Origin of the sequence: Pseudomonas sp. UBA4194 (genome assembly GCF_002379585.1) — a bacterium.
Taxonomy (GTDB): domain Bacteria; phylum Pseudomonadota; class Gammaproteobacteria; order Pseudomonadales; family Pseudomonadaceae; genus Aquipseudomonas.
The window spans coordinates 1-23565 of sequence record NZ_DFUE01000087.1 but is presented as its reverse complement, the minus strand read 5'-3'; the positions used below and the strand labels follow the sequence as shown (position 1 = coordinate 23565).

General features: G+C 63.0%; 23 protein-coding genes. 12 read left to right on the top strand and 11 right to left on the bottom strand.

Features of this window, described 5'->3' with window-relative positions; genetic code table 11:
• Positions 1-17 precede the first annotated feature (17 nt).
• The 3 genes from B3397_RS21530 (at position 18) to B3397_RS21520 (ending at position 1966) form a co-directional block, all read left to right on the top strand.
• On the top strand, positions 18-413 hold the full coding sequence (locus B3397_RS21530) for a DUF3597 domain-containing protein (protein WP_296253854.1): 396 nt from the start codon (positions 18-20) through the stop codon (positions 411-413).
• A gap of 268 nt (positions 414-681) precedes the next feature.
• The gene (locus B3397_RS21525) at positions 682-1329 is read left to right on the top strand and encodes a glycosyltransferase (protein WP_296253852.1); all 648 of its coding nucleotides are present in this window, start codon (positions 682-684) and stop codon (positions 1327-1329) included.
• A gap of 103 nt (positions 1330-1432) precedes the next feature.
• Complete coding sequence (locus tag B3397_RS21520; protein ID WP_296253850.1) at positions 1433-1966, top strand: DUF4174 domain-containing protein; 534 nt, start codon at positions 1433-1435, stop codon at positions 1964-1966.
• Between the two features lie 23 nt (positions 1967-1989).
• On the opposite strand, the gene B3397_RS21515 is transcribed toward B3397_RS21520, so the two are convergent.
• Complete coding sequence (locus B3397_RS21515) at positions 1990-2388, bottom strand: nuclear transport factor 2 family protein (protein ID WP_296253849.1); 399 nt, start codon at positions 2386-2388, stop codon at positions 1990-1992.
• A 176-nt stretch (positions 2389-2564) separates the two neighbouring features.
• On the opposite strand from B3397_RS21515, the gene B3397_RS21510 reads away from it, so the two are divergent.
• Genes B3397_RS21510 through B3397_RS21495 form a run of 4 tightly spaced genes read left to right on the top strand, consistent with a single transcriptional unit; the run spans position 2565 to position 8315 of the window.
• A complete protein-coding gene (locus B3397_RS21510) occupies positions 2565-3752 on the top strand; it encodes an ABC transporter substrate-binding protein (protein WP_296253848.1) in 1188 nt (395 codons plus the stop codon).
• Positions 3753-3763: 11 nt separating this feature from the next.
• A complete protein-coding gene (locus tag B3397_RS21505) occupies positions 3764-4633 on the top strand; it encodes a branched-chain amino acid ABC transporter permease (RefSeq protein WP_296253846.1) in 870 nt (289 codons plus the stop codon).
• Positions 4630-7119: a branched-chain amino acid ABC transporter ATP-binding protein/permease gene (locus B3397_RS21500; protein ID WP_296253845.1), complete on the top strand. Its 2490-nt coding sequence runs from the start codon at positions 4630-4632 to the stop codon at positions 7117-7119. The genes B3397_RS21505 and B3397_RS21500 overlap by 4 nt, the downstream gene beginning before the upstream one ends.
• Positions 7116-8315: an amidohydrolase family protein gene (locus B3397_RS21495; RefSeq protein ID WP_296253843.1), complete on the top strand. Its 1200-nt coding sequence runs from the start codon at positions 7116-7118 to the stop codon at positions 8313-8315. The genes B3397_RS21500 and B3397_RS21495 overlap by 4 nt, the downstream gene beginning before the upstream one ends.
• A 155-nt stretch (positions 8316-8470) precedes the next feature.
• Here the strand turns inward: B3397_RS21495 and B3397_RS21490 are convergent, their stop codons facing one another.
• From B3397_RS21490 to B3397_RS21475, 4 genes are all read right to left on the bottom strand, one after another.
• Positions 8471-9166 (bottom strand): GntR family transcriptional regulator, encoded by a 696-nt coding sequence (locus B3397_RS21490; protein ID WP_296253865.1) that lies wholly within the window; start codon positions 9164-9166, stop codon positions 8471-8473.
• Between the two features lie 82 nt (positions 9167-9248).
• Complete coding sequence (locus tag B3397_RS21485; RefSeq protein ID WP_296253841.1) at positions 9249-10802, bottom strand: gamma-glutamyltransferase family protein; 1554 nt, start codon at positions 10800-10802, stop codon at positions 9249-9251.
• A 269-nt stretch (positions 10803-11071) separates the two neighbouring features.
• Positions 11072-11893 (bottom strand): aldo/keto reductase, encoded by an 822-nt coding sequence (locus B3397_RS21480; RefSeq protein ID WP_296253839.1) that lies wholly within the window; start codon positions 11891-11893, stop codon positions 11072-11074.
• Positions 11894-11927: 34 nt separating this feature from the next.
• Positions 11928-12878 (bottom strand): LysR family transcriptional regulator, encoded by a 951-nt coding sequence (locus tag B3397_RS21475; RefSeq protein WP_296253837.1) that lies wholly within the window; start codon positions 12876-12878, stop codon positions 11928-11930.
• 131 nt (positions 12879-13009) lie between these two features.
• Here B3397_RS21475 and B3397_RS21470 point away from each other — a divergent pair, with 131 nt between their 5' ends.
• From B3397_RS21470 to B3397_RS21455, 4 genes are all read left to right on the top strand, one after another.
• Entirely contained in the window at positions 13010-13708 is a 699-nt protein-coding gene (locus tag B3397_RS21470) for a CoA transferase subunit A (protein ID WP_296253835.1), read from the top strand.
• 26 nt (positions 13709-13734) lie between these two features.
• A complete protein-coding gene (locus tag B3397_RS21465) occupies positions 13735-14397 on the top strand; it encodes a CoA transferase subunit B (protein ID WP_296253833.1) in 663 nt (220 codons plus the stop codon).
• 109 nt (positions 14398-14506) lie between these two features.
• Complete coding sequence (locus tag B3397_RS21460; protein WP_296253831.1) at positions 14507-15925, top strand: short-chain fatty acid transporter; 1419 nt, start codon at positions 14507-14509, stop codon at positions 15923-15925.
• A 203-nt stretch (positions 15926-16128) separates the two neighbouring features.
• Positions 16129-16359, top strand: a complete 231-nt coding sequence (locus B3397_RS21455; RefSeq protein WP_296253830.1) for a hypothetical protein — start codon at positions 16129-16131, stop codon at positions 16357-16359.
• Positions 16360-16396: 37 nt separating this feature from the next.
• Here the strand turns inward: B3397_RS21455 and B3397_RS21450 are convergent, their stop codons facing one another.
• Both B3397_RS21450 and B3397_RS21445 read right to left on the bottom strand, forming a co-directional pair.
• Entirely contained in the window at positions 16397-16639 is a 243-nt protein-coding gene (locus B3397_RS21450; RefSeq protein ID WP_296253829.1) for a hypothetical protein, read from the bottom strand.
• Positions 16640-16657: 18 nt separating this feature from the next.
• Complete coding sequence (locus tag B3397_RS21445; protein ID WP_296253827.1) at positions 16658-16990, bottom strand: hypothetical protein; 333 nt, start codon at positions 16988-16990, stop codon at positions 16658-16660.
• 187 nt (positions 16991-17177) lie between these two features.
• Between B3397_RS21445 and B3397_RS21440 the strand changes: the two genes are divergently transcribed.
• Positions 17178-18323: an iron-containing alcohol dehydrogenase gene (locus tag B3397_RS21440; RefSeq protein WP_296253825.1), complete on the top strand. Its 1146-nt coding sequence runs from the start codon at positions 17178-17180 to the stop codon at positions 18321-18323.
• A gap of 94 nt (positions 18324-18417) precedes the next feature.
• Here the strand turns inward: B3397_RS21440 and B3397_RS21435 are convergent, their stop codons facing one another.
• The 4 genes from B3397_RS21435 to B3397_RS21420 form a co-directional block, all read right to left on the bottom strand.
• Positions 18418-19713 (bottom strand): Nramp family divalent metal transporter, encoded by a 1296-nt coding sequence (locus B3397_RS21435; protein ID WP_296253822.1) that lies wholly within the window; start codon positions 19711-19713, stop codon positions 18418-18420.
• A gap of 258 nt (positions 19714-19971) precedes the next feature.
• Positions 19972-22203, bottom strand: coding sequence for a xanthine dehydrogenase family protein molybdopterin-binding subunit (locus B3397_RS21430; RefSeq protein ID WP_296253819.1), 2232 nt, complete (start codon positions 22201-22203; stop codon positions 19972-19974).
• A 14-nt stretch (positions 22204-22217) separates the two neighbouring features.
• Positions 22218-23201, bottom strand: a complete 984-nt coding sequence (locus B3397_RS21425; RefSeq protein WP_296253815.1) for an FAD binding domain-containing protein — start codon at positions 23199-23201, stop codon at positions 22218-22220.
• Between the two features lie 10 nt (positions 23202-23211).
• On the bottom strand, positions 23212-23565 hold a 354-nt coding region (locus tag B3397_RS21420; protein ID WP_296253812.1), incomplete at its 5' end, for a (2Fe-2S)-binding protein.

The window sequence follows — 23565 nt, the reverse complement described above, 5'->3', positions numbered from 1 at the left end:
ACATGAGAGCGATGGATATGAGCCTGTTCAGCGACATCCTAAAGAAGATTTTCGGCAACAAAGACGCCGACACGCCCCTGACGCCCGGCGCCCCGCCAGCGCCCAGCGCCGCGCCAGGGGCAGACACGGCACCGCCGGTGGCAACTGAGGCACCGTCCCCGGCCGTTGACGTTGCGGCGTTGCTGGACGCCAAGCCGGGGGCCGGTGCGCTGAACTGGCGGACCTCCATCGTCGACTTGCTGAAAGTGCTCGGTATGAATAGCGATCTGGAACACCGCAAGGCGCTGGCTGATGAGTTGGGCTATACCGGAGCCAAAGACGGTTCGGTGGAAATGAATACCTGGTTGCACAAGGAAGTGATCAAGAAGATCAAGGACAATGGGGGGATTGTGCCTAGTGATCTGACTGACTGATGAGCAGGGGGAGGGGGATCGGCGGTGAATGGTCCCCTCACCCCAGCCCTCTCCCTGGGGGAGAGGGAGCTAAAGGCAGACCGCGTACAGCTCACTCTCCTCTCAAACTATTCACCGCCGATCCCCGCCCCAATCCGCCCACTCCATACCCCCACCCCCCACACCACTTGGCATATCAACGAAACCATTTGCAACATGCCTTGGTCGACTCCTTGCCACTCGCGACTTGATGACGAGTGGGTCATGCGCACCGCCAGGGAGCAACACAATGATCGGCGTTATCATTCCTGCACATAACGAACAACAACACTTGGGCGCCTGCATCGACTCGGTCTTGCGCTCTGCACTGCACATCGGGCTGCAAAGCGAAGAGGTGGTGGTGCTGGTCGTCCTCGACGCCTGCACCGACGCCAGTGCTTCCGTCGCTCAACGCCATGGCGCGATGATCATGCCGGTGGATTACCGCAACGTTGGCCGGGCTCGCAGCGCAGGCGCCCGAGTCATGCTCGACGCCGGCGCGCGTTGGCTGGCCTTCACAGACGCCGATACGCTGGTGTCGCCGAACTGGCTGGAACGCCAGGTCAGCTTCAAGGCCGATGCCGTCTGCGGCACCGTGCGCGTGGACAGCTGGGCCGATCATTCGCCCACCGCTCAGGCCCGCTACGATGCCCACTACCAGCACACCGAAGGCCACCGTCATGTGCACGGTGCCAACCTTGGCGTCTGTGCGATTGCCTACAACAAAGTGGGAGGGTTCAAACCCCTGCCTGCACATGAGGACGTGCATCTGGTGAAGGATCTGCAGGGCGTTGGCGCCAATATCATCTGGACTGCCACCACCAGCGTGATCACCAGCGCGCGGCGGGATTTTCGCTGCCGTGAAGGCTTCGGTGAGTACCTGCAATCATTGGCCTGAACCTGCGTCAGCGGCATGATCCACAAGAATATTTCCATCACGGGTTGGACCTTTCGCCATGATGCGCAATCATTAGGGCATCGATACGTTAAGGAGATGGAGCATGTTGATCCGGTCGCTGACCCTCGCCTCGTTGTTCGCCTTCGCTGCGCCTTTGCTGGCAGCAGACGGCGATAGCCCACTGGCTCAGGACCGTGGCCGCGCCCGGCCGCTGATCGTGTTCGCGCCCAGCACGGTCGATGCCAACCTGCTGAAGCTGCGAAAAGCATTGGAAGAGCCCGCCAACCGCGACGGCTTCAAACAGCGCAACATGGTGCTCTACACGGTGATCAACACCATCGGTCAGCGTGATGGCAAGGACCTCGATCCCCAGGCCACCATGGCGCTGATCCGCGAGCTGAAACTCGGCGCCGGCTCCAGCCAGAAGTTCGTGCTGGTGGGCAAGGATGGCGAGAAAAAACTCGAGCAGGGCGGCTATGTCGAACCCGCACAGTTATTCAGCCTCGTCGACCAACTGCCGGCCACCGAAAAAGACGCCAGCGCCCCGGCTGCGGCTGCCGCGCCTGCTCAGGAGCCTGGCGCCAAGCCGGCCAAAAACGCCAAGCCCAGCAAGGCGCCGCAGCCACTGGACGATTGATTCCGGGATGATCGAGGTGAGTGTCAGGACCGATTCAACTCGGGTTCCAGCAGCCACTCGGCGCTGTCGTTCCACACATCCATGCGGGTGATCTTGCCGTCCCGCACCTCGAAACGATCCAGGTAACGGTTGCCGGAAAAGCTGCGGCCGTCCTGCCATTCGCCGTAAAGCGTGCCGTTGGAATAGACGACGGTGTGTTCGCCACGGTCCATCCAGTCGAAGTTGCCCAAGGCTTTCTTCACCCACGCATAGCGTGAGCCGTTGAAAGCCGTGATGGTTTGCGGGTCGGGCATGGCTCGGCCACCGGTGAAGGTAATGCGCACGTCGGCCGACATGAAGGTCGCCGCCTTGACCGGGTCCGGCGCCATGGACGCTGCCAGAAAATTGCTAACAATCTGTACTGCGGGATTTTCGTCGCTCATGATTTTTCTCCGTTGATTCAGGGATGGTAGGTGCCGCAATTCGGTGCGGGCTGCACGCTTGTTGTGCAGGTTTTCGGGGATACGAGCCCGCTAGACCGCGTAAACACGCGTAGACGACTCTGGCATCCAGTTTGCTAGCAAAGATCATACAAATGCTAGCAATCAGGAGAAAAAGAATGTCAGCTTCCCGTTCCCGCATCAACCGCCTGTTGCCCAAGGCCGGTCTCGCCATCGCGTTCGGTTTTCTGTTGAGCCCGCTGGCGCAGGCGGTCGAACCGATCAAGGTCGGCCTGGTGGCAGCGTTGTCGGGTCAGTCCGCCAAATCCGGTGAGGCGCTCACCCGTGGCCTGACCATCGCCATCGACGAAGTGAATGCGGCAGGCGGCGTATTGGGGCGGCCGCTGGAGTTGGTTCGCCGTGACGATGAAAGCAACCCATCCAAGGGCATGCTGGCCGCTCGCGAACTGGTGCAGCGGGAAAAGGTCACCGTACTGTTCGGCGGTCTCGACACCCCTGTGTCACTGGCGATCGTGCCACTGGCCAATCAGATGAAAGTACCTTTCATGGGCATCTGGGCCGCCGGCACCAAGATCACCGAGAACGGCGCCAAGGATAACTACGTATTCCGCGTCTCGGCCGTGGACGAACTGGTGGACGAGGCGCTGGTGGACTATGGCGTGCGCACTCAAGGGATGGCCAAACCCGGTTTGATCTTGATCAATAACCCATGGGGCGAGTCCAACGAAGCCGGGTTCAAGCGCGCCCTGGAAAAACGCGGTTTGCCCAACGCAGGCGTGGAGCGCATCCAGGACAGCGATCTGGATGTGGTCCCGCAACTGACCCGCCTCAAGGAAGGCGGCGCCGACAGCCTGTTGATGGTCGGCAACGTCGGCCCCTCGGCGCAGGTGGTCAAGTCCTTGGACCGCATGGGTTGGAACGTGCCGGTGGTCTCGCACTGGGGCCCGGCCGGTGGCCGTTTCGGGGAACTGGCCGGGCCCAACGCCGGACGCGTGCATTTCGTCCAGACCTTTGTCTTCACCGACCACAACGGCGCCCGCGGCGAAGCGGTGCTTGGCGCTTTGAAGAAACGCTATCCGGAAATCAAATCGCTTGCCGACGTCACCCCAGCGGTGGGTATCGCTAATGCGTATGACGCGTTGCACCTGGCGGCGCTGGCGATTGCCAAGGCGGGTAAAACCGAAGGTACGGCGGTGCGCGACGGTTTCTACGGCATCACTGACTACGCCGGCCTGATCAAGGACTACAAGCAACCTTTCAGCCCCGACAAGCGCGACGCCCTGGGCCCGAACGATTACGTGTTCACTCATTTCGTGGGCGACCAGATCGTACCCGTCGCACCCTGAGGGCTTGAGCCATGATCACCGCCACTTTGCTCACCGGGCTGGGGTTGGGCAGCATGTATGCGCTGCTGGCCCTGGGGTTCCACATCACCTTTGTGGTGTCTCGCACGGTCAACTTCGCCCAGGGCAGCGCCATGATGGTGGGCGCTGTGCTGGGTTACAGCTTCAGCGTCAGCTGGGGCTGGCCCTGGTGGCTGGCGCTGCCGGCGACCCTGGCGCTGGCTGCCGTATACGGTTTGGTCATCGAGCGCTTCCTGGTGCGGCCATTCCATGAACGCGGCTCCCAGGCCTGGCTCATGGCAACGGTTGCCGGCGGCATTCTGGTGGACAACCTGGTGATGTTCACCTTCGGCAAGGAGCCTCGCCAGTTCGTCACCGCCCTGGCTCACCACAACTTCGATATCGGCGGTTCCAGCATCGGCCTGCTGCAATTGCTGATTCCGCTGGTCGGCGCTCTGGTGGCCCTGGCGCTGTTTCTGGTGCGTCGCTACACCCGTCTGGGCAAGGTGCTGGAAGCCTGCGTACAGAATCCGCGCGCGGCCATGCTCATGGGCATTCGAGTCAAGCGGGTGGTGGCGGTGGCATTTGCGGTATCCACGGTATTCGCCGCTGTGGCCGGTCTGTTGATCGCGCCGCTGTTCAGCGTCAACGCGGACATGGGCACGCTGTTCGGTCTCAAGGCCTTCGCCGTGGCGATTCTCGGCGGAATCGCCAGCGCGGGAGGCGTCTTCACCGCCGGCCTGCTGTTTGGCCTGGCCGAGGCGTTGATCACCCTGTATTTCGGCTCGGCATTTACCCAGATATTTACCTTCGCCTTGGTGATCGTTGCCTTGGCCATTCGCCCCGATGGCCTGTTCGGCCGCAAGACATTGGTGAAAGTATGAGTACTGCGCGCAACATCGTCGCGCCATTGGCGTTGCTGGGCCTGGGCGTGGTGTGCGCCGTGATGGCCTTCATGCTCGACAGCTATTCGCTGCTGGTCTTCACCTTGTGCGCCCTGGCTACCGTGGTGGGCGTAGGCCTGAACATCCTGATTGGCCTCAGTGGTCAGATTTCCTTCGGCCATATCGCGTTCTACGCGCTGGGCGCCTACGTCTCGGCATTGCTGGCCCTGGCCGGCTGGCCACTGGGCGTAAGCATGCTCGCGGCGGCACTGGTCAATGGCGTGGTCGGCGCGCTGCTGGCCATTCCGGCGATGCGCGTGAAAGGACCGTACCTGGCGATGATCACCATTGCCTTCGCCTTCGTGGTGCACCATGGCCTGATCGAATGGCGAGACCTTACGGGTGGCTCCAATGGCTTGATGGGCATGCCCATGCCCGAATACGGCAGCCTAGACCCTGCGGTGACGCTGGCGTTGATGGCAGTGGCCTTGATGATCGTCGCGCTGGCGTTCTTCCTGCGCCTGCGCGGCAGTGGTTGGGGGCTGGCCATGCAGGCCGTCAAATCCACTGAAATTGCGGCACGTTCGCTGGGCTTCAATCCGGTGCAGACCAAGACCCTGGCGTTTGCCTTGTCGGCGGCGCTGACCGGTTTGGCCGGCTCCCTGGTCTCACCGCTGATGATGTTCATCAACCCTGAGTCTTTTCCGTTCAGCCAGTCGATTCTGTTCGTGCTGGCAGTGATTGTCGGTGGCAGCGGCATGTTGTTCGGTCCGTTGCTGGGTGCGTTGCTGATCGTGCTGTTGCCCGAGATGCTCTCGGACTTCGCCGAGTACCGCCTGCTGATCTTCTCGGCGCTGCTGTTGGTGGTGCTCTGGGTAGCGCCGCGTGGCGTTCTCGGCGCGCTGGCGCGGCGCTGGTTCAAGGCCCCTGGCATGCATGCGCCGGCCGAGGCCGATGAGCAGCGCCTCGTGGCGTTCTTTTCCAACGCCCAGGCAGGTGGTCTGGCGGTGGAGAATATCGGTATTCGCTTTGGTGGCGTACAGGCGGCGCAAGGGGTGAGTTTCACGGCGACGCCGGGCAGCATTACCGCCATCATCGGCCCCAACGGCGCCGGCAAGAGCACGGTGCTCAACCTGATCAGCGGCTTCTATGCGCCTGACCAGGGCCACATTCGCCTGGGTGCCGAGCTGGCGGGCCTGCCGGCGTACCGGATTGCCCGCGCCGGGATCGGCCGTACCTACCAGACCACCCAGCTGTTCGGCGAGTTGACGGTGCTGGAGAACCTGCTGGTGGCCATGCAGCGCGGTCGCCTGGAATCCCCTTTTGCTGGCGCTGACGTCGTGCGCAAGACGCTGGCGCTGGATTTGCTGGCGCTGGTGGGCTATCGCGGCTCGGTCACGCTGCTGGCCGATGAATTGCCCCATGTCGATCGTCGTCTGGTCGAAATCGCTCGGGCCCTGGCGGGGCAGCCGGCCGTGCTGTTGCTCGACGAACCTGCGGCCGGCCTTGGCCGGGTCGACACCGACCGGTTGGCGGTATTGTTCAAGCGTCTGGCCGCCTTCGGCCTGACCGTGATTCTGGTCGAGCACGATATGCCGCTGGTGATGGCGGTGGCCGAGCGGCTTCTGGTACTCGACGCCGGCAAGCCGATTGCCTGGGGTGATCCGCAACAGGTTCGCCAGGACCCGAAAGTGATCGCCGCCTATCTGGGCGGAACCAGCTACCAGGCCACGCCCAGGGCGCTGGAATGGGATGGCAGCCGAGACGCTCGATTGTTCGTCAAGGGCCTGACCATCGACTACGGCGCGGCAGCGGTGGTGGAGGGGGTCGACCTGGTGGTCAATCCGGGCGAACTGGTGGCCATTCTTGGCGCCAACGGGGCGGGCAAGTCGAGCATCCTGCAATGCCTGGCCGGGCTGCACGGCGCTGCCGGGGGCAGCATCCTGCTGGACGACCAGGAGATCGTGCGCAGCGATGCCAGTGCCATCGCTGCGCTGGGCCTGGCGCTGGTGCCGGAGGGTCGTCAGGTGTTCGGCCAGTTGAGTGTGCGTGACAACCTGCTGCTGGGTGGCTACTCGCGTCGCGATGCATTCGATGCCGACGCCGAGATCGAAGCCATCCTCAAGCGTTTCCCGCGGCTGCGTGACCGTATCGACAGCCATGCCGGACTGCTTTCCGGGGGCGAGCAGCAGATGGTTGCCGTGGGCCGTGGATTGATGGCCAAGCCGAAGATTCTGCTGTTGGACGAGCCTACCTTGGGTTTGTCGCCCGCCATGATTGGCGAACTCTATGACGCCTTGGCCACGCTTCGCGACGAAGGCGTGACCTTGCTGCTGGTTGATCAGATGGCCAACCTTGCCTTGCAGGTCGCCGACCGTGCCTATGTGTTGGAGAACGGTCGTATCGTCAAGGCGGGCAGCGCCGCGCAGTTGCGCGACGACCCGGATCTGGAAGCGGCCTATCTGGGCGAAGGAGCGTTGGCATGAGTCTGACCCGCTACCACAACGGCACCGGCGCGGATCTGTGGGTGGAGCAGGGCTTCTTCGTCGAGCCCGGCGGCAGTGGTGGGCCCTGGCACGATGTCGACCTGCAGGGCGGCCTGGTATTGCCTGGCTTGATCGAAACCCATATCCACCTGGACAAAGCCTGCATTCTGGAGCGCTGTCACTTGCAGGCCGGGACATTGCAGGAAGCCATTGCCCAGACCCGCGCCGCCAAGGCCTTGTTCACCGAGCAGGATGTGTACGCGCGCGGGGCCAAGGTGCTGGACATGGCTATCGTGCAGGGCACCACCCATATGCGCACCCACGTCGAACTGGACCCGCAGATAGGCCTGACGGGCTTCGCGGCCATCCGCCGCCTGCAGGCTGACTACGCGTGGGCCCTTACCCTGGAGATTTGCGTGTTTCCTCAGGAAGGCCTGCTCGACAACCCCGGCACCGAGGCTCTGCTGTGCGCCGCACTGGAGCAGGGTGCCACGGTGCTCGGCGGTTGCCCCTACATGGATCGCGACCCTGGCGCGCAGATTCGTCGACTGTTCGAGCTGGCCGTCGCCTACGATCGCGATCTGGATTTTCATCTGGATTTCGACCTCGATCCCCAGGGCATGACCGTGGGTGAGGTGGTGCGCTGCACCGAGCAACATGGCTGGGGCGGTCGCGTGACCATTGGCCACGTGACCAAGCTTTCGGCGTTGCCGTTGGAGGAATTGTTGACGGTGGGCCGCGATCTGGCGAGGGCGGGGGTGCAGGTCACCTGCCTGCCGTCCACGGACCTGTTCCTGATGGGCCGCGAGCAATTTCACAATAAACCTCGCGGGTTGGCGCCGCTGGATCGATTGCATCAATGCGGGGTGACGTGCTCGCTGTCCAGCAACAACATCGGCAACCCGTTCACGCCGTATGGCGACGCTTCGCTGGTGCGCCAGGCCAATCTGTTTGCCAATGTCAGCCAATTGGGCACGGCGCAGGAACTGCTGCGCTGCATGGGCTGGATATCGGTGGAGTCGGCGCGTTTGCTGCGCTTGCGCGATTACGGCCTGACGCCGGGCTGCAAAGCGGATTTCGTGGTGTTCGATGCAGCGGATGCGGCGGCGGTGGTGGCCCAGGTGTGTGCACCGCGGATGGGGTTCAAGGCGGGGCGGCAGACGTTCGAGCGGGGTGGGGTGAGGGTGTTGCGGTAGGGGGGTTGGTCTGTTGGGGGTTGCGGTGGATGGTCCCCTCACCCCAGCCCTCTCCCTTGGGGAGAGGGAGCCGATCACCGTTAGCCGGTCCACCGCGATCCGCTCTAGCTCCCTCTCCCTCAGGGAGAGGGCTGGGGTGAGGGGACCATCCACCATCAAAGCCCCGCCAACGCCTCCTTCAAATTCACCTCCCGCACCGGCTGCTCCTCCAGCGCCAGTTGCGCCTCCAGCTCATCCAGATGCTCCAGCATCACCGCCACGGCTTTTTCCCGATCGCCTTCGGCCAGTGCGCTGATGATCTGCTGGTGCTCGTCGGAGGCGCACGAAGGCACGTCATTGCGCTGATACAAGGCCACGATCAGCGAGCTGCGCACCATCAGGTTCTGCAGGATTTCACTCAACACGGTATTGCCGCTCAGCTCGCCCAACAGCAGATGAAACTCGCTGAGTTCACGAACGATGGCGCGGCGGTCGGTGGCGTTGGTGGCCTTGCGTTCGTTGTCCATGTGCCGGTTGATGCGCTCGCCTTGTCGGCTGATGGTGTCGGCACCGATGCTCTCGACGATCGCGCGTTCGATGGCGCGGCGTGCGGTGAACACATCCCGAGCTTCCTGGGCGCTGGGTTGCGAGACCATGGCGCCGCGGTTGGGCTCGATATTGACGATGCGCTGCATGGCCAGGCGCTGCAACGCCACCTGTACGTGATTGCGGTTGGCCTGCAGGGTTTCTACGATCTGCGCCTCGATCAACCGCGTGCCCGGCCGCAAGCGATGCTGGGCGATAGCCTTGGACAGCACATCGACGATGCGCTGGACTTCGAGTTGCTTGGCGGTGACGGTCTTGGAACCCATCGTGTCCTCTATGGCAGCGTTGCAGCGGGGCGAAAGGCGGGCATTATCCGCCAGGCCCGCGTGGCGGGCAAACGTTGCCGGCTCAGTCGGCGACGCCCAGCGCAAGGCCTTGACCGCGAGGGTCATGCGCGGCATGGCAGATACCGGCGGTATCGATGCAGATGCCCCCGGCCTGGCCGGTGAAAGGATTCAGCTCGTGGATGATTTCCACGTCATGGCCCAAGGCCGATAACCCTTGCGCCACCGCCCCGCCGATGTCCGCTTCGACCTTGAGATTGTCGGTGCCATCGAAGAAGCTGCGCCCCAGCAGGAAGCGTGGCTGGCGCAGGGCGAGGTCCAGCGGTTGCTGGAAGTCGATCAACTGGGTGGCCAATACCATCTGGGTCTGAGGCTGACCATCGCCGCCTTGGGTGCCGAAGAACATCTGGCTGCCGTCATCGGCCAGGTAACAGGATGGGTTGAGCGTATGCGCGGGCCGTTTGCCCGGCGCCCAGACGTTGGGATGGCCAGCAACGGGGGAGAATCCGGCAGCACGGTTCTGCCACAGCACACCGGTGTCGCCCATCATCACTCCGGAGCCGAAGTCGTGGAACAGGCTCTGGATCAGGCAGGCGGTACGCCCCTCACGGTCGGTGGCGGCCATCCAGGCCGTGTCTGCGGGGCGACCCACTTCGTTCCATGGGCTTGCCTTGCTCGGGTCCAGGGGGCGCGGGATGTCCAGGCTGGCGGCGAAATCCCAGTCGGAGCAGGCGGGGTCGTGCAGTTCGAGGTTGCGCTGCAGCAGCCCCTGTTTGATCGCTTCCACGAGCAGGTGGTAGTAGGCAGCGGTGCCGTTGCCGCACGCGGCCACATCGCAAGCGTTCAGGGCGTGCATGGCCTGCAGCGTGTACAGGCCCTGACACGGGGGCGCGATGTTGAACAGTCGGCCCTGGCGGTAACGCACGGAAATGGGCGCGACTTCCGGCGCCTGCGTGGCTGCCAGGTCGCGGGCCTGCAGGCCACAGCCCAGTCGCTGGAACTCATCAGCGAAGGCTGCGGCCAGTTCGCCGTGATAGAAATCGCTGAAGCCGTGGCGCGCAAGATGCTCGAAGGTGTCGGCCAGGCGCGTTTGATACAGCGTGTCGCCCGCTGCCAGCCAGCGGCCATTGGATTTGCACAGGTCATGCAGGCCCGGCAGGGTTTCGATCAGCGCCTTGCGATGGCCTTGCCAGAACAGTTGCGACGTAGAAACCTCGACCCCTTGGCGAGCATGGTGCTGGGCATCGGCGAGCAGGTCCGCTGCGGTGAAGCGCGAGCCCCAGTCACGGCTGCTGATCTGCAAGGCGGTCTGCCAACTTGCAACTGCGCCTGCAGTGGTAGCGATGCTGGCAGGGCCGCGCAATTCGATGCGGCCCCCTTCGGGTAGGTGCTGGCCGGCTTGGCCGATCCCCATGATGGTGCGTACGCGTCCGTCGTGGAGCAGCCATAGGGCATCGCCGCCCAGGCCGGTCATGTGCGGGTAGACCGCAGTGAGGGTAGCGCTGGCGGCGATCATGGCATCGATGGCGCTGCCGCCCGCCTGCAGAATGCGCAGGCCGGCAGCACTGGCGTCAGGGTGTGGGGTGGTGATGACGCCATGGCGGGAGAGGGCGGACATAGGTGGGCGAACCTTTTGCTAGCTTTGAGTGGGGTATTGCTAGCAATTAATGTTCCGGATCTTGGGTGACAGTGATGGCCTCATCGCGGGCAGAGCCCGCTCCCACAGGGGATTTGTGGGGGGAGGGGGGCATTGGTAGGGGCGGGATTGTGTGTTGGGGGTGAAGGCCTCATCGCGGGCAGAGCCCGCTCCCACAGGGGCATGGGGGGTGGCGGAGTTCACCCTGTGGGAGCGGGCTCTGCCCGCGATGGGGGCCGTGTTGACACCCCTCAAACCATGTTCAAGCGCTGCTTGCGGGTGGGCGCCGGGTAGGCCTGGTCCATTTCGCGCAGGTCCTGCTCGGTGAGCCGCACTTCCAACGCCTGGGCATTCAAGCGTACATGCTCGGGATTCACCGCCTTGGGAATGGCAATGACCCCCGGCTGGCGCAATACCCAGGCCAGGCAGGCCTGGGCCGGGGTTATCTGGTGACGCTGGGCTATCTGCCGCAGCGTGGGATGGTTGAGCAGGTGTCCGCCCTGGGCGATCGGACAATACGCCATCACCGGCATCCCGGCCCGCTCGCACCACGGCAGCAGGTCGAACTCGATACCGCGCTCCTCCGGGTTGTACAACACCTGGTTGGTCGCGCAGCGAGTGTCGTCGAGCTCCTGCAAGTCGTCGACATCGAAGTTGGACACGCCCCAGCGGCCGATCTTGCCCTCGGCCTGTAGCTTTTCGAACGCCTCCACGGTCTCGGCCAGCGGATACTGTCCGCGCCAGTGCAGCAGGTAAAGGTCGATATGCTCGGTACCCATACGCCGCAGGCTGCGCTCGCACGCGGCCGCCACGCCGCTGCGGCTGGCGTTGTGCGGGTAAACCTTGCTGACCAGCACCACCTTGTCGCGCTGGCCGGCAATGGCCTGCCCAACGATCAGTTCGGCGCCGCCTTCGCCGTACATCTCCGCAGTGTCGAGCAGGGTCAGGCCCAGGTCGATGCCTTGGCGCAAGGCGGCCACTTCCTGTTTTTCGCGGCTGGGGTCTTCGCCCATGCGCCAGGTACCTTGGCCGATCCGCGGGACCGTTGCATCAGCAAGCTTGAGGGTCGTCATCAGGGTCGCTCCTGTTCTGTCGAGTGTCTGGGTTTCAGGTTTTGGGCACTGGTTGCTTGGCGAGGTTCAAGTGGCCATCGGCTGTGCCTTGCAACCGGGGCGTTATCCGGGAATGTTCTATCAGTACCTCCATCAGCGCCTGCGCCGCGGCAGACAGCTTGTGGTCGCTCAGGCGCATCAGGCCGATGCGGCGTTCGATCTGCGGGGCCTCCAGCGGAATGCAGCGCGCCCCGAGCTCGCGCATCTGGCCGATGCACAGCGACGGCACGGCACTGACCCCCAGGCCGTGGGCGACCATGCGGCCAACGGTGCTCAGCTGGTGGCTTTCAAAGGCCACGGCGAGCTGGCCGTGTTGCTGGCGAATATCCTGCTCGAGCAGCAAACGGACCGCCGAGGGCCGTTGCAGCGCGATGAAGTCCTCGCGCAGCAACTCGTCCCAGGTCACCACGGGCTGATCGGCCAGAGGTGATTCGGCTGGCACGACCGCCACGAAGCGGTCGGTATAGAAAGGGATGAATTCCAGCGAGCGGGTGGACCCGGGTTCGAAGCCGATGCCCAGCTCCACGCGCCGGTGGCGGACCATTTCGAGTACTTGTTCATTGACCACATCGTGCACCGCCACATTCACCCGAGGGTAGCGATCGCGGAACAACTTCAGGGCGCCAGGCAACACGTTGCCGGCGAACGAAGGCATCGCGGCCACCGAGACCTTGCCCAGTTGCAGGGTGAAATGCTGGCGCAACAGCTCTTCGGTGTTGTCCCAATCCGCCAGCAGGCGTCGTGCCAGAGGCAGTAGCGCCTCACCCTCCGGCGTCAGGCTGACGCTGCGCGTGGTGCGAGTCAGCAGGGCGCCACCCAGGTCTTCTTCTAGACTCTTGATCGTCAGACTCAAGGCTGGCTGCGAGAGGTGCAGGCGCTCGCCGGCCTGGGCGAAGCTCAGCGCCTGGGCTACGGCCAGGAAAGCGCGCAATTGTTTGACGTTCATTGATTTGGGAACCCTATCAATCCATCTGAAAAACAAAATTAACAAATTACTCCCACAGGGAGAAGATGGGTCCCAACGCTCCTCGACAGCTGCGGTTGTCGCCCAACAACAATACAAAAAGGCGGATCGACATGGCCGGACTCGACAAACGAGTTGCTACCTACGAACAGGCCCTCGAAGGCTTGACCGATGACATGACCATCCTGGCCGGCGGTTTCGGCCTGTGCGGCATCCCGGAAAACCTCATTGCCGAGATCAAGCGGCGCGGTGTGCGGGGCCTGACTGTGGTTTCCAACAATTGCGGCGTCGACGGTTTTGGTCTGGGCGTACTGCTCGAGGACCGCCAGATCCGCAAGATGATTGCCTCCTACGTGGGCGAGAACGCCCTGTTCGAACGCCAGTTGCTCGACGGCGAACTGGACGTGGAGCTTACCCCTCAAGGCACCCTGGCCGAGAAAATGCGCGCCGGCGGCGCCGGAATCCCGGCCTTCTTCACGGCCACCGGCTACGGCACGCCCGTGGCCGAAGGCAAAGAGGTTCGTGAGTTCAACGGCCGCCATTACATCCTCGAACAGGCCATTACCGGCGACTTCGCCATCGTAAAGGGCTGGAAGGCCGACCATTTCGGCAACGTCGTCTACCGCCATACCGCGCAGAACTTCAATCCATTGGCCGCTACCGCCGGCAGAATCACGGTGGTCGAGGTCGAGGAAATCGTCGAGCCGGGGCAGCTTGAGCCTTCGCAGATCCATACGCCGGGCATCTTCGTCGATCGAGTGGTGCTGGGCACGTTCGAAAAACGTATCGAGAAACGCACCCTCAAGGCCTGACCTGACAAGAACAAGAGGTTTCGAACATGGCACTTACCCGCGAACAAATGGCTCAGCGCGTGGCGCGCGAGCTGCAGGACGGTTTCTACGTCAACCTGGGCATCGGTATTCCTACCCTGGTGGCCAACTATGTACCGGATGGCATCGACGTAATGCTGCAGTCGGAAAATGGATTGCTGGGCATGGGCGAGTTTCCTACCGAGCAGACGGTGGATGCCGACATGATCAATGCCGGCAAGCAGACCGTGACGGCGCGCAAGGGTGCGTCGATCTTCAACTCGGCCGACTCGTTCGCCATGATCCGCGGTGGGCATGTCGATCTGACCGTGCTCGGCGCCTTTGAGGTGGACGTGCACGGCAACATCGCTTCCTGGATGATCCCCGGCAAGCTGATCAAGGGCATGGGCGGGGCGATGGATCTCGTGGCAGGGGCGGAGAACATTATCGTCACCATGACCCACGCCTCGAAAGACGGTGAATCCAAGCTGCTGCCCCAGTGCAGCTTGCCGTTGACCGGCGCGGGCTGCATTCGCAAGGTGCTGACCGACCTTGCCTATCTGGAGATCACCGATGGCGCCTTCGTGCTCAAGGAGCGAGCGCCGGGCGTCAGCGTGGAGGAAATCATCGCCAAGACGGCGGGCAAATTGGTAGTGCCCGATGAGGTGCCGGAGATGGTGTTTCATTCGTAGAGACTGCGGCGCGGCGTTCGCGGCTGTACGCCGCTCCTACCAGGATCGCGTCTCGCGGCAGGCAGCCGAGAACACACTCCCATAACGACAACAACAATAGGCGTCCCTCATGTCCACTCAACTCGAAGAGAGCCGTTACGCCCGCTTCGCCTTGCATTGCTCCAACTGGGCTGAACGCTGGTTCCCGGATTCCTACGTATTCGCCGCCGTCGCGGTGCTGGTGGTGGCTATCGGCGCCCTGGCCATCGGGGCATCCCCAACGGCCACCGCCACCGCGTTCGGCGATGGCTTCTGGAGCTTGATCCCGTTCACCATGCAGATGGCCTTCGTGGTCATCGGCGGCTACGTGGTCGCCAGCTCGCCGCCGGCGGTCAAACTCATCGACCGCCTGGCGCGTATCCCGCGCAATGGCCGCTCGGCAGTGGCCTGGGTCGCGCTGATTTCCATGGTCGCCTCGCTGCTCAACTGGGGCCTGTCACTGGTATTCGGCGGTCTGCTGGTGCGCGCATTGGCCCGCCGCACCGATCTGCGCATGGACTACCGCGCCGCCGGTGCCGCTGCGTACCTGGGCCTGGGCGCTGTATGGGCGTTGGGGTTGTCGTCCTCGGCGGCGCAGCTGCAGGCCAATCCGGCCAGTCTGCCGCCCTCGATACTGTCCATCACCGGTGTGATTCCGTTTACCGAAACCATTTTCCTATGGCAGTCAGGCGTGCTTTTGCTCGCTCTGGTGATCGTGTCGCTGGTAGTGGCCTACGCCACTGCGCCCGGCCCCAACTCGGCGCGCGACGCTCAGGCCTGTGGCGTAGATCCCGCCTTCAACCTGCCACCGATCACCCAGCGCAGCCGTCCGGGCGAGTGGTTGGAGTACAGCCCGCTGATCACCGTGGTGCTGGTCTTGCTGGCGGCTGGCTGGTTGTTTCACGAATTCTCCACGAAGCCTGCGATCACGGCGATTTCCGGGCTCAACACCTATAACTTTCTGTTCATCATGTTGGGCCTGCTGCTGCACTGGCGACCACGCAGCTTCCTCGACGCGGTTGCCCGGGCGGTGCCGACCACCACGGGCGTGCTCATCCAGTTTCCCCTCTACGGCTCCATTGCGGCCATCATGACCACGGTCAAAGGCGGCGACGCCCAGACACTGGCGCACCATATTTCAACGTTCTTCGTGCAGATCGCCTCTCACGACACCTATGCGCTGCTGATGGGCGTCTATTCCGCCGTGCTGGGGTTCTTCATTCCTTCAGGCGGGGGCAAGTGGATCATTGAGGCGCCTTATGTCATGCAGGTGGCCAATGACCTGCAGTATCACCTGGGATGGGCCGTGCAGATCTACAATGCCGCGGAGGCGTTGCCCAACCTGATCAATCCGTTCTACATGCTGCCGCTGCTCGGCGTGCTGGGCCTCAAGGCGCGAGACCTGATCGGCTTTTCCTTCGTTCAGCTATTGGTGCATACGCCACTGGTGCTCGTGCTGCTCTGGGCACTGGGGACGACGCTGACCTATATGCCTCCCGTACATCCGTGACGGGAACATATTGAAAGGTTTGGGGTCGGTCGGCCGTTGGCCCCGGCACTTGCTACGTTGATCGGGAAAAGGCCTGGCGAGGGGTCAGAATCGATAGTGGCTATTGCGCACCAGCGGCCACCCGAGGTAAACATCTACTTGAAATGGGATGTGTGAGAACGGCGCTGTCTTCCCATAGCGAACGCCAGAAGGGAGATCTGTAGATGTTGAATGACGCCGCTTCTCAAACGGTGGAGCAAACCAATCAGGTCAGCAGGGTGATCGCGCAGCAGATCCGTAGCCTGCATAACTCGGCATCCAGAGACCTGGACAAGGCCGCCGCAGAAATCATGGGGAGAGTGGAAGCATTCCGCGTGCAGGGTTTGATCAGTGCTGCAGTGGCGCAGCAATTGACGTTCGACGTGCGCAACGAGCGCAGCCGTATCAGCCGATGAAACAGGCGGCCGCCGCCACAGGCGACGGCCCCGTGGACTAGCCGCCGTCGGTGTCGATATCTGCGTCGGTCTCTTCCTGTTCCAGCCGCCGATTGCGATCAGCCTCTGATTCGGGCTCGATGTCCGGACTGTAGCTGTTGCCGTCGGCATCGTTGCCGTGGTTGCCTGTACCTACGTCCTTGTTGCCGTCCGGATCGATCGCAGGATCGTTACGTCCGGCGTCCTGATCCTGTGGTTGGCGTGGCGTATCCTCGTTTGGCGCGGGGGTATGTGCAGTCATGACCGTCTCCTGTACAGGTTATTTTTTCGCGCCGCCTTCGGAGCCGGTACCGTCGCCCATGTCGTGGCTGCCGGCGTCGGGCTTGGTCACTGCCCCACCCATGGAACTGCCCTCAGGGTTGCCCGTGTTCTGCGGCTTGATCTGAGTGCTAGTGCCATCTCGTGGCGTTGCCGAACCGTCGGTATTGCCATTGGGGAGGTTGGTGCCGGTGCCGGTTGGAACACCGACCGAAGAAGGCGCAGTGCCTTGGCCAGGATTGGTCGGGCCAGTGCTGTTATCCGCCAGTGCGGGCAGGGCAGCGCTGGCCAGCAGGCCGCTGAGAAGCAGGGTGGTGATGCGTACGTTTTTCATGGTGCTCTCCTTGTTCTTGAACGCTTCATGAATTGGGCTGGGAAAACCCATCGGTGGTGCCTTGCCGCCGACGAGCGGTCATGCGCAACCAGCCAGCCGGCCCGGCGGCCATCAACTAATCTTGAACTGCCGCGCCACAGGGTGCGGCAGGTCCCGGACACGTCGTGTCCCCGGTAAGGATGCCCCGATGCGTTGCTTCTCCAGCACTTCAGCCAACTACCTGGGTGTGGATGCCTTGCACGGGGCCATGCCGGCTGTGGGGCGCCTGGGAGTGCGTCGGGCGTTATTGGTCACTGATCGCGCCTCGATCAAGGCGGGCCTGAGCGAAAAGGTCGGTTGGGCGTTGCGCGGCCAGAGCATCGACTCGGTGCTGTATGAATGCGCCGACACCATGCCCAGCGTCGAAACGGTCCAGCGCGGCCTGCTTCTGGCGAAGCGCCAGGGGTGCGATCTACTGGTCTCATTGGGCGGGGACAACGCTCACGACTGCGCCAAAGGCATTTCCCTGTGTGCCACCAACGGCGGTCGCATCGATGCCTATGAGGGCGTCGATGTCTCCCTGCGCGCAGGAATGGCATTGGTGTGCATCAATGTGTCAGGGGGCAGTGGTAGCCATGTCAGTCATTTTTGTCTGATCGCCCGGCCGCATCGATCCGTGCACCTGGCGGTGGTGGACCGCAATCTGGCCCCCGCGATCAGCATCAGTGACCCGACCCTGATGCTCGCCCTGAGCCCGGAAGTGACCGCCGAGTCGGGCATGAACACCTTGAGTCATGCCGTTGAAGCTTATCTCTCCACTGCGGCTACTCCACTGACCGATGCCTGCGCGCTCAAGGCCATAGAGCTGCTGGGCGATAACCTGGCCCACGCTGTATCCCGCGGGCGTGACCCGGCTGCACGAGAAAATCTGGCCTACGCCCAAGTGCTGACCGGCATGGCCCAGAACAATGCATGCCTGGGCTATGCCAATGCCGTTGCACGCCAATTGACGTCCCTTCATGGGGTACCGATGGGGTTGGGCAGCGGGCTTGTGCTACCGCATCTGCAGCGCTTCAACGCGGTGTTGGGGCCGGATCGGCTGCTCGATATCGCCCAGGCATTGCGGGTGCCAGTGCATGGCAAGTCGCCTGACGAGGCTGCCCTGATGGCCTGCCGGGCCATGGCGCAGTTGGGGCGGATCATCGGGTTGCCGCTGGGCTTGGGAGAGTTGGGGATTACCCATCGGGACGTGCCGATGCTGGCCAGCAATGCCTTGCAGGATGCCTGCGGCATCACTAGCCCACGCTACGCCACGCAGAAAGAACTCGAGGAAGTGATACGACGCGCCTTGTAGCGCTGGGGTATGGCCCTCTCGTTGCTGCTACCTCCCCAAGAGGAGAGGGGTCGGGGTGAGAGGGCCGTTCACCACCGAGCCCGTATCCTGCAAATCAGCTCAGCAGTTGTGCCCCCAGCTGGAAGGCGACCCACACTGCAAGCAAGGTGGCGAAACCCAGAGCAATGTTCTCGAACCAGTTGTTGCGGTACTTGCCAAGCAGCTTCTTCTGGTTGGACATGATCAGCAGACCCAGGGAAATCACTGGCAGGCCGACGATGTTCAATGCGTTCACTGCGATGGTCAGGGTGACGAAGTCAGGCATGCCTGGCAGCGACCACACCAGCGGAGTGACCAGGATGAACAGCATGAACCATTTGTGCATGGGGTCATGATGGAACTCCTTGCCATAACGCTCGCGGCGTTCCGGACGGATGTGCTGGAACGCATCGGTGATCAGCATTGGGAAAGCCGTGGTCTTGCCGGCGATGCTGGCGAACAGCGTGGCGAACACACCTACGAAGAAGATCAACCAACCGCCGGTACCGAAGAACATCTGCAGGGCGGCGCCGAGGTCGTCCAGCGTCTTCACTTCAATGCCGTTGGGTCGCAGGATTTCGGCGCCCACTACCCAGATGGCCAGGTTGATGATGATGCCGACGAACACGGCAAACAGCAGGTCGTTACGCTGGATGCGCTTGTGTTCGGGGCCTACCCAGCCCTTCTGGCGCATCACATACGGGTGCACGAAGTTGGCAATGGAACCTGCCACCGCACCGATCACCGATACCGCCACCAGCAGCGCGCCGTGCACACCTTCGTCCGGGGGAATGCTGAAACCGATGGTGCCGGCCAGAATGCCACCGACATCGGGCTTGGACATGATAGCCAGGGCCATGAACGCCAGGGTCATGAGCGCCAGCAGGCCTTTCATCACACCTTCGATCAGGCTGTAGATATTGCGACCTACCAGCAGCCACACCCCAAGCACCACGGCGAATGAAGCCAGCAGCGGGTAGGGCACATGCAGCAGGGTGGCCAGGGCTTCACCGGCGCCTTTGATCATGTAGGCGTTGGTCAGGTGACCCATGATCAGCGCGTAGCCAAGCATGAACCAGGCGAAGAATGGATGCAGTTGCGCATAACCCTGCAGGATGGTCATCCCCTGGGTGTTGCACAGTTGGAAGCGGGCAATGATGTTGACGATGAGGAAACGCAGCAGTAGTGACACTGCCAGTACCCACATCATGGCGTAGCCGTAGTTGGCACCGGCTACGGAGGAGGTGATCAGGTCGCCCGCGCCGAGCCACGAAAGCACGGCAATGATGCCGGGCCCGAGGATCTTCGCCAGCTTCGACATACGCGAAGCAGGGGCGGCCGCCTTTTTTTCGATCGAGTGGGTACTCGTCATGGGTGAATTCCCTTTGTTGTTTTTGTGAATGGAGCTGGGGCTATTCAAGCATGAGTTAGGATGTCGTATGACCTGACAAGTTTCAATATGATGTAAGAAATTATGTCTGGGTGGGGTGAGGTTTGCAGTGGGCGGGGTGGCCAATCGCGGGTAGAACCCGCTCCCACAGGGGTGGGGCGGGTTTGGTGCATGCGTGTGGGAGCAGGGCTACCCCGTCCCTGTGGGAGCGGGTTCTACCCGCGATGGGCGCGCCGCGGTCTATTTGCTCACAGGCGCAGCCAGCAGGTCCTCGATTCGCACTGGCAGATCCCGCACCTGCACCCCGGTCGCATGGCGAACGGCATCGGTTACAGCAGCAGCCAGCCCAGCCAGGCCAATCTCACCAATCCCCCGCGCACCCAGCGGATTAAGCGCAGTGTCCGGGTAGTCAAGGAAGGTGATATCCACCTCAGGCGCGTCGGCATGGGTCGTCATGATGTAGTCAGCCAGATTGCTGTTCAGCGGAGCCCCACTGACGTGGTCGTACTCGGTCTCCTCAAACAACGCCATCCCGACCCCCATGATGATCGCGCCTTCGATCTGGTTGCGCCCCGTACGGGTGTTGATCACGGTACCAGCATCGATCACCGTCACCACCCGATTGATCTTCAATCGGGCGATCTCTGGCTGCCACACAACCTCGACAAAATGCGCGCCATAGGAATGCATCGACACCTTCTTCTCGGCCTCGGCACTGCCTGCGCCTTTGCCCGACCCACTGACATGGCTCAGTCCGGCATTGCCCAGCAGTTCACTCACCAACACGCCGCTGGCTGCAGGTTGACCCTTCATATGCACGCGCATGTCGGTGAATGCCAGGGCCTCGACGGTCTTGCCAGCAAAGTCCGGGTGGGCTTCCAACGCCATCTTCAGTGCGGCATTGATCGCTTCGCGCGTCGCTTCCTGCACCGCAGGGACCATTGAACCGGTCGCCATCGAACCACCGGACATAGGCCCTGGCGGCAAGCTGGTATCACCGAGTACCACATCGATTTTCGTCAGTGGCAGACCGGTCAGTTGCGCCACCATCTGCGCCACGACCGTGTAGGTACCGGTGCCGATGTCCTGGGTGCCGCTGCTGACCCGAGCACGGCCGTCGGCGGTGAGTTGCACGGCCACTTCGGCAGGCAGGGCCTTGGCCATCCACGAGCAGGCAGCCATGCCCCAGCCCAGCGCATGGCCTTCGGCGTTGCGCATGATGCCCGGCGTCGGATCGCGTTTTTCCCAGCCGAAACGCTCGGCGCCGGTGGTCAGGCATTCCACCAGATGCCGGGACGAGAAAGGCTGGTCGGTGCTTTCATCGTGATCAGGCTGGTTGATCAGGCGCAGCTGCACCGGGTCCATGTTGAGCGCTACAGCCAGCTCGTTCATCCCCGATTCCAGCGCATATAGCCCCGGCACGGCGCCTGGCCCGCGCATGGAAGTCGGTGGTGCGATGTCGCGGCGGGCGAACGACCAGGCCGCGCGCAGGTTGGGCGTGCTGTAGAGGAAGCCGGTGGCCTCGCCGCAGTTCTCCTTGTAGGTGTCCAGACGCGCATTGTGGAACAGATAGTCTTGGCGCACGCAGGTCAACTTGCCCTGGGCATCGGCACCCAGCCGAATCCGCTGTTGGGTATTGGTGCGGTGGCCCACGGTCTGGAACATCATGCGCCGATCCACTACCAGCTTGATCGGCTTGCCCAGTTGACGCGCGGCGGCGGCTGCCAGCAGCGAATGGCTCCACGGCCACAGTTTGCCGCCGAAGCCCGAGCCCAGGTATTCGGTGATGACCCGAACCTGCTCAGGGGCCACACCCAGCATCTGCGCCATGACCGTGCGGTGGTTCATGATCGCCTGACTGGTTTCGTAGAGCGTGAAATCGTTGCCGTCCCACAGGGCCACGGTGGCGTGCAGTTCGATCGGGTTATGCGTGTGCACTGGCGTTGTGTAGACCTTGTCGATCTTTACTGCAGCGGCGTCGAAGGCCGAATTGACGTCCCCGCGCTCGGTATCGACTTCTTCGTCTTCCTCAGCGCTAAGGTGCATGTCGACATTGGGCTTTTCAGCGGCATAAGCGACCTTCACCTGAGCAGCAGCGGCTACCGCCTGCTCGTAGGTATTGGCCACCACCAGCGCCACGTACTGGCCGTAATAGCTGATGCGATCGTCGCTCAGGGGCGGACGGGCTTCGTCGGTCTTGCCGGTATCGGCCTGCTTGCGAAACAGCTGGCCCTTGAAGCTGTCACGGGCGAACACCTGGATGACACCGGGCATACGCAGGGCAGCAGTGGCGTCCAGCGCGGTGATCTTGCCGCAGGCGATGGTGGCGGTGACCGGCACGGCGTAAAGCAGGCCGGGGAAGTTGTGGTCGGAGGTATAGCGGGCCAGGCCGCTGACTTTCTTGGGCCCCTCGACACGGGCGAAACCGTGTCCGATGACCGCGTCGGTAAGGGTCTTGGATGGCTGTGCCATGGAAATCTCCGGAATCAGACGGTTTGGGCCACGGTGGCCAGGGCGTGGGCGACGCAGCGTTTGGCCAGTTCGATCTTGAAGCCGTTCTCGCTTTGCGGCTTGGCATTGCGCACAGCCGCTTCGGCGGCGGCCTGCCAGGTCGCTTCGCTGGCTGGCGCGCCGACCAGCGCTTGTTCGGCCTCCAGCGCACGCCACGGCACGGTGCCGACGCCGCCCAGTACGACACGGGCCTGACGCACGCGTCCGTCTTCGATCTGCAACACCACGGCAGCGGAGACCAGGGCGAACTCGTAGGAGGCGCGGTCGCGCAGCTTCAGATAAGCGGAACGGGCGTTGGCCATGGGCTTGGGTAATGTCACCTGAGTAATCAGGTCGCCCGCCTGAAGAACGGTTTCCCGTTCTGGCGTCTGGCCTGGTTGCAGGAAGAAGTCACCGATGGGCACGATGCGCTCGCCGCCACTGCCTTTGATATGGATCTGCGCTTCCAGAGCCGTCAGCGCGACGTTCATGTCCGACGGATTGGTCGCAATGCACCGGTCGCTGGTGCCAAAGATCGCCAGCGTGCGGTTGTTGCCGTCGATGGCGGAACAGCCACTGCCGGGCTCGCGCTTGTTGCACGGGCTGAGGTTGTCGCGAAAGTACATGCAGCGGGTGCGTTGCAACAGGTTGCCACCGGTGGTGGCCATGTTGCGCAGCTGTGCCGACGCGCCCGACAGCAGCGCCTGGGACAGAACCGGATAGTCTTGCTTGACGTTGAGGTGGTTGGCCAGGTCGCTGTTGCGTACGAGCGCGCCGATGCTCAGGCTGCCGTCCGGATTGGGCAAAACCTCGGCCAGGGGCAGGCGGTTGATGTCCACGACGCGAGCGGGGTGTTCGACACCCAGCTTCATGAGGTCGGTGAGGGTGGTGCCGCCGGCGATGAAACGTACCTGCGCATCGGCGGCCAGGGCAATGGCCTGGTCCGCGCTGCTGGCGCGATTGAAAGTGAAGGTCTGCATGGTCCGGGCCTCAGGCTTTGCGGGTTTGCTGGATAGCGGCGAGAATGTTGGAGTACGCACCGCAGCGGCAGATGTTGCCGCTCATGGCCTCCTTGATCTCGGCATCCGAGCTGCCGTAGGGTTCGTTGGCCAGGGCCACCGCTGACATGATCTGGCCCGAGGTGCAGTAGCCGCACTGGTAGGCATCGTGTTCCAGGAAGGCCGCTTGCATCGGATGCAGCTCATCAGGCGTGCCCAGCCCTTCGACCGTGGTGATCTCGTCGCCTTCGTGCATCAGCGCCAGGCTCAGGCAAGCGTTCACCCGACGGCCGTTGACGTGCACGGTGCATGCGCCGCACTGGCCGTGATCGCAGCCTTTCTTGGT